Genomic DNA, 4922 nt, shown 5'->3' with positions numbered 1-4922 from the left:
ATCCGGGTGGGCGGCGCGGCGATCCGGTGGGGCGGCGTGGTGATCCGGTGGGGCGCCCGGTCAGTCGGTTTCGCGGAGCAGCCCGTACACCGGGTTGTGACGCGCGGCGTGCCGTACCGCGTCGTCGGTGGCCGAGGTGTAGATCTGCACCGTTTGCAGGGACCGGTGGCCGAGCAGTTGCTGCAACTCGACCATCGTGGCGCCGCTGTCGGCGAGGCTGGTGGCGAACGTGTGCCGCAGCGCGTGTGCGAGGGCGCCGCGTTTGCGTTCGGATTCGATGCCGGCCAGCCGGTACATGCGCCGCACCCGGTATTGCAGGGTGCCGCGGGTGATGCGCCGGCCGTCGCCGCCGACGAACAGCGGATCTTCCGGCGGGTAGCGCTCCCAGATCGCCAGGTCGGTGCGGTCGGCACGGGCGGTGCGCCGGGGCGACGGGAATCGGGTGTACCGCTGGTCGAGGTAGGTCGAGACGATCGCCGCCCAACTGTCCTCGAGCGGAATTTCGCGTTCGGTGGCACCCTTGCCGAGGACCCGCAGCACCGGTGCCGCGCGGCCGCCGAGAATGCTCGACAGATCCAGCCGGATCAGTTCGTCGGAGCGGATGCCGGTGAGCAGCAGCGTCGCGATGAGCGCGAGGTCGCGGACCGGCCAGTCCCGCGGTCCGGCCTCGGGTCGCTGGGTCTGCACGGTGAGGGTGTCGACGAGTTGGCCGATCGCGGCGGGCGTGAATGCTTTCGGGGTGTGTTGGGGACGTTTGGGTTGGGTGATCGACGCCATGGGATTGCCCTCCGAAATGCCCTCGGAGACCAGGAAGTTGCAGAAGCTGTTCCAGACCGACCAGGCTCGGCGCACAGAGGCCGGTTGCCGCTCGCGGGCGAAGGCGGCGAACGCCGAGCGCAACGCTCGGATGGTGATGTCGTGCACGGTCAGCGTGTCGGGTGTGCTTTGGCGGGCGGCCGCCAGGTGCTCGCACACCGCCCGCAGATCCAGCCGGTAGGCCTTGACGGTGTGCGCCGACCGTTTCGCCGTCTGCAGGGTGTCCAGATATGCCGAGGTCCACTCCAGCAGGCCCGGTTCGTCCTCGCGCGACGAACTGTTCTTCACCGGCGTGCCCTCCCGTCCCCTCGGGTCGTACATGTGTGCGAGACCAGTGTGTCATTCCGGTCGGACAGGACCGGGACCGCCGGTAGGTCGCGGCCCGTCGATCGGGGACAATCGGCGGATGCGGTCGCGCACGAAAATTCTGGATGCCACGCTCGAACTGATCGTCGGGGCAGGCTTCGAAGGTGTCACCATCGCCGGAGCGGCGCAGGCCGCGGGGGTGTCCCGTCAGACGGTGTACTCGATCTTCGGGACCCGAGAGGAACTCGTCTCACAGGCGATCAGCGGTCAGCTTCTCGCGGCCTACGCGGAGATGACCTCGCGGCTCGAGCGGATCGACGATCCGGGGGAGTACGTGGTGGAAACCATCGTCCTGGGGCGCACTGTGGTGCGGGACCATCCCGTTCTCGCGGTGCTGATGCGCGGCGGCGGTGAGAATCCGGTGTTCGAACCCGGCATGATCGACCGGGCCAAGCCCATCGCGCACCAACTGCTGGCGCCGCTGGTGCGCCGTCACCCCGAACTCGGCGCCCATGCCGACGACATCGTCACAATGTCCCTGCTCCTGGGCCTGTCGGTCGTGTTGTTCGGGGGAGAAGCAATCGGGTCCGACGACGAACTCCGCGTGTTCCTCCGTCGGTGGCTGATACCGGCGATGCCGGCGATCGGGGCTTCCACCCCCCGTGATTCTTGACACTTTTACTCCATTCTGTCTAGTTTTGCACCGGCCTACCCAGCAGGCGCACATTCGACGGAATCATGGGGGATCGACTTGTCCACACTCACGCGTCGCTCGTTTCTGACCGGAGCGGCGGCCGCAGGCCTGATCCTCGCCGGCGCGTCGTCGGCAACGGCCGCGCCCGGCATCGGTGCCCGTGTCAACCGGGTCACCGTGACCCGCGAAACGCACCGCGTCATCGTCATCGGCTCCGGATTCGGCGGCGGAGTCACCGCGCTGCGCCTGACCCAGGCCGGGGTGCCAGTCACCGTCCTCGAACGCGGCCGTCGCTGGCCCACCGGCCCCGACGCCACCACCTTCCCGAGCCCCGCCAAGCCCGACAAGCGCATCCTGTGGCACAAGTCGTTCCCGGAGGTGTTCGGACAGCGCCTCAGCGTCGACCCCTATGTCGGCCTCGTCGAAGCGATCCCCGGCGACAACATGACCGCCCTGTGCGCTGCCGGTGTCGGCGGCGGATCCCTCGTCTACCAGGGCATGTCACTGCAACCCACTCGGGACGTGTTCAACACGCACTTCCCGAACGAACTCGACTGGGATCTGATGAACCGCGTGCACTACCCGCGCGTGGCCCAGATGCTCGGACTCGCCACCGCACCCGACGACCTCGTCGCCAGCCCCACCTATGCCGCCGCGCGCATCTTCGCCGACCGGGCCCGCGCCGCGGGCATGCCGATCGACAAGATCCCCATGCCGATCGACTGGAACTACGCCCTCGCCGAACTCCGCGGTGAGATGACCCCGGCCTACACCAGCGGTGCCGGCGCACTCGGCGTCAACAACGGCGGCAAGCACACCGTCGACGTCACCTACATCGCGGCAGCCGAGGCCACCGGCCTGGCCACCATCGAGGTCATGCACGACGTCACCGACATCGAACGCGCCGCCGACGGCCGCTGGACCGTGTACGTCGACCGCACCGACGAATCGGGCTCCGTCGTCGAAAACAAGATCCTCACCACCGACGCCCTGGTCCTGGCCGCCGGCAGCCTGAACACGACCCGCCTGCTGATGCGGGCCGCCGCCAAAGGCCAGATCACGGACCTGCCCGACGAACTCGGCCACGGCTGGGGCACCAACGCCGACCGCATCTACATGTGGACGGACCCCGCGGCGAACTTCGGTGCGGTGCAGGGCGGGCCCGTCGTCTACGGCAGCAAGAACTGGGCCGACCCCCACGCCGCATTCACCGTCATCCAGGCATCGCTGCCGTCGTTCGGGATCGACACCCACACCACCACCCTCGTCGGCTACGGGGTCAGTCACGGCCGCGGCAACTTCACCTATGACACCGGCCGCGACGATGCCGTCCTGCACTGGCCGTACGAAGGCGACGCCGACATCCAGACCAACCACATCGACCCTGCCGTACGACGCATCACCGGCGATGCCGCGGTCCTGGTCGACACCAACAAGGTCGTGCCGTCCACCTGGCATCCGCTCGGCGGTGCCAACATGGGCAGCGTCTGCGACCTCGACGGCCGCGTCCACGGCCAGCGCGGCCTCTACGTCCTCGACGGTGCGCTCATGCCCGGCAACTCCGCTGCATGCAATCCGTCGATGACCATCGCCGCCGTCGCCGAGCGTGCCCTCGACAATCTCGTCGCACAGGACGTCGGCACCGTCATCTGATACTGCCACCCGTGTGTCTTTTGGGACCCTGAGGAGGCCCGAAAGGCACACGGGGGTCAGCGGTCGTGCAGATGCAGACGGCGCGGTCCTGGACCTTGCTGGGCGAGAACGTCGCCCGGGTTCGCCAGCGGACAACTACTCAGGCTCAGGCAACCGCAGCCGATGCAACCGGAGAAGCTGTCGCGCAGTTCGGTGAGTTCTTCGATGCGTTCGGTGAGCCGGTCGTGCCAGCGCTGCGACAGTCGCGCCCAGTCCTCGGTGGTGGGCACGCGGTTGTCCGGTAGGGAATCGAGCGCATCGCGGATCTCGTCGAGCGACACCCCGACACCCTGCGCGACCCGGATGAACGCCACGCGGCGCAGGGTGTCGCGCCGGTAGCGCCGCTGATTGCCGGACGTGCGGCGGCTCGCGATCAGGCCGCGGGACTCGTAGTAGTGCAGCGCGGAAACGGACACGCCGGAACGTTCGGACAACTGCCCGGGGGTCAGCCACACGGACGCGGTCATCGGCACCGTCTTCGGGATTCGGGATTCGGGATTCGGGGAGCAAGCCCATCTTCTGCGGTGCACAGTACCGACTCGGTGACCGGACCGGCGTCCGCCACGCGCACCAACTTCCGGGCGCGCAGGGGAGTGCCCGCACGAGGTGGTAGGCACCGCGTTGCGTCACGGTGGAGCACCGAGACATCCCCGGCGGCGTCGACGCACGCATCGGAATGGGAATCGCCGGTGTGCGCCGGCGAGCGGGTGCCGGAGTGCGGCGCGGAGCAACGACCGTCCGTGCCGGCCTGTCGGCGTTCTGCACGAAGGGGTATGAACGGAAAGAGAAGCGCCACAATACAATTGATGGATAACGGTGATTATCCATCATTGAGATGAGTGGGGGTCGAGGGGTGAGCGGGGGCGGGTGCATGCGAGAGGGGCGATGGGACCGTTGCGCTTCGGTCGCCGGCCACCCGGGATCGGTCGATGCCGATCGCGCAGTCGCATACTGCACGTCCGCGGACCGCGGTGCGGTGCGTCGACTCGCGGTGCGGACATCCGGTCGGTGGCAGGCGTGAGCCCTCGGCCCGGCGAGTGGGGGCAACGAGTCCCGGAGGCGACTCGGCGCGCTCCGTGATTCGCGGAGCGGAGTGCGCAGTCGTCCGGTACCCGGTATCCGATTCGCGGAAGCCGAACCGACTCCGGGCCACCACCGAGCTGCCGGTCGGGAAGGCCGGAATCCCGACTAGTTGACATAATGTAGATTATCGGCAAATTTGATATGCGGTTTCACCCGGGGTTTCGCCGAGGTCGCCGGAGTCCGTCGCTGCGCATCGACCGCGTGTCGCACGGTGGTTCGCCGGCGCATCGCTCGCCGACTCCACTGGTGGTCGCCGCACTCGATCAGCCGCACGCGATCATCGGATGCGTGTACCCGTCCACGCCGCGGTCCGCGACCGCCACGCGGTAGG

At 68.3% G+C, this 4922-nt stretch carries 4 protein-coding genes; 2 read left to right on the top strand and 2 right to left on the bottom strand.

Going from position 1 to position 4922, the window contains the following annotated elements; genetic code table 11:
• Positions 1-60 precede the first annotated feature (60 nt).
• Positions 61-1137: a tyrosine-type recombinase/integrase gene (locus tag WAX14_RS24540; protein ID WP_422630647.1), complete on the bottom strand. Its 1077-nt coding sequence runs from the start codon at positions 1135-1137 to the stop codon at positions 61-63.
• Positions 1138-1222: 85 nt separating this feature from the next.
• Here WAX14_RS24540 and WAX14_RS24535 point away from each other — a divergent pair, with 85 nt between their 5' ends.
• On the top strand, positions 1223-1795 hold the full coding sequence (locus WAX14_RS24535) for a TetR/AcrR family transcriptional regulator (RefSeq protein ID WP_422630646.1): 573 nt from the start codon (positions 1223-1225) through the stop codon (positions 1793-1795).
• A 78-nt stretch (positions 1796-1873) separates the two neighbouring features.
• A complete protein-coding gene (locus WAX14_RS24530) occupies positions 1874-3469 on the top strand; it encodes a GMC oxidoreductase (RefSeq protein WP_422630645.1) in 1596 nt (531 codons plus the stop codon).
• 56 nt (positions 3470-3525) lie between these two features.
• Here WAX14_RS24530 and soxR read toward each other — a convergent pair whose 3' ends face one another.
• Positions 3526-3975, bottom strand: coding sequence for a redox-sensitive transcriptional activator SoxR (gene soxR / locus WAX14_RS24525; protein ID WP_422630644.1), 450 nt, complete (start codon positions 3973-3975; stop codon positions 3526-3528).
• Positions 3976-4922: the final 947 nt, after the last annotated feature.

Origin of the sequence: Rhodococcus sp. (in: high G+C Gram-positive bacteria), from assembly GCF_049299235.1 — a bacterium.
In the GTDB taxonomy this organism is placed as follows: Bacteria; Actinomycetota; Actinomycetes; order Mycobacteriales; family Mycobacteriaceae; genus Rhodococcus.
Note: the sequence above shows the minus strand (reverse complement) of the source record. Positions and strands in the feature narration are given on the sequence as shown.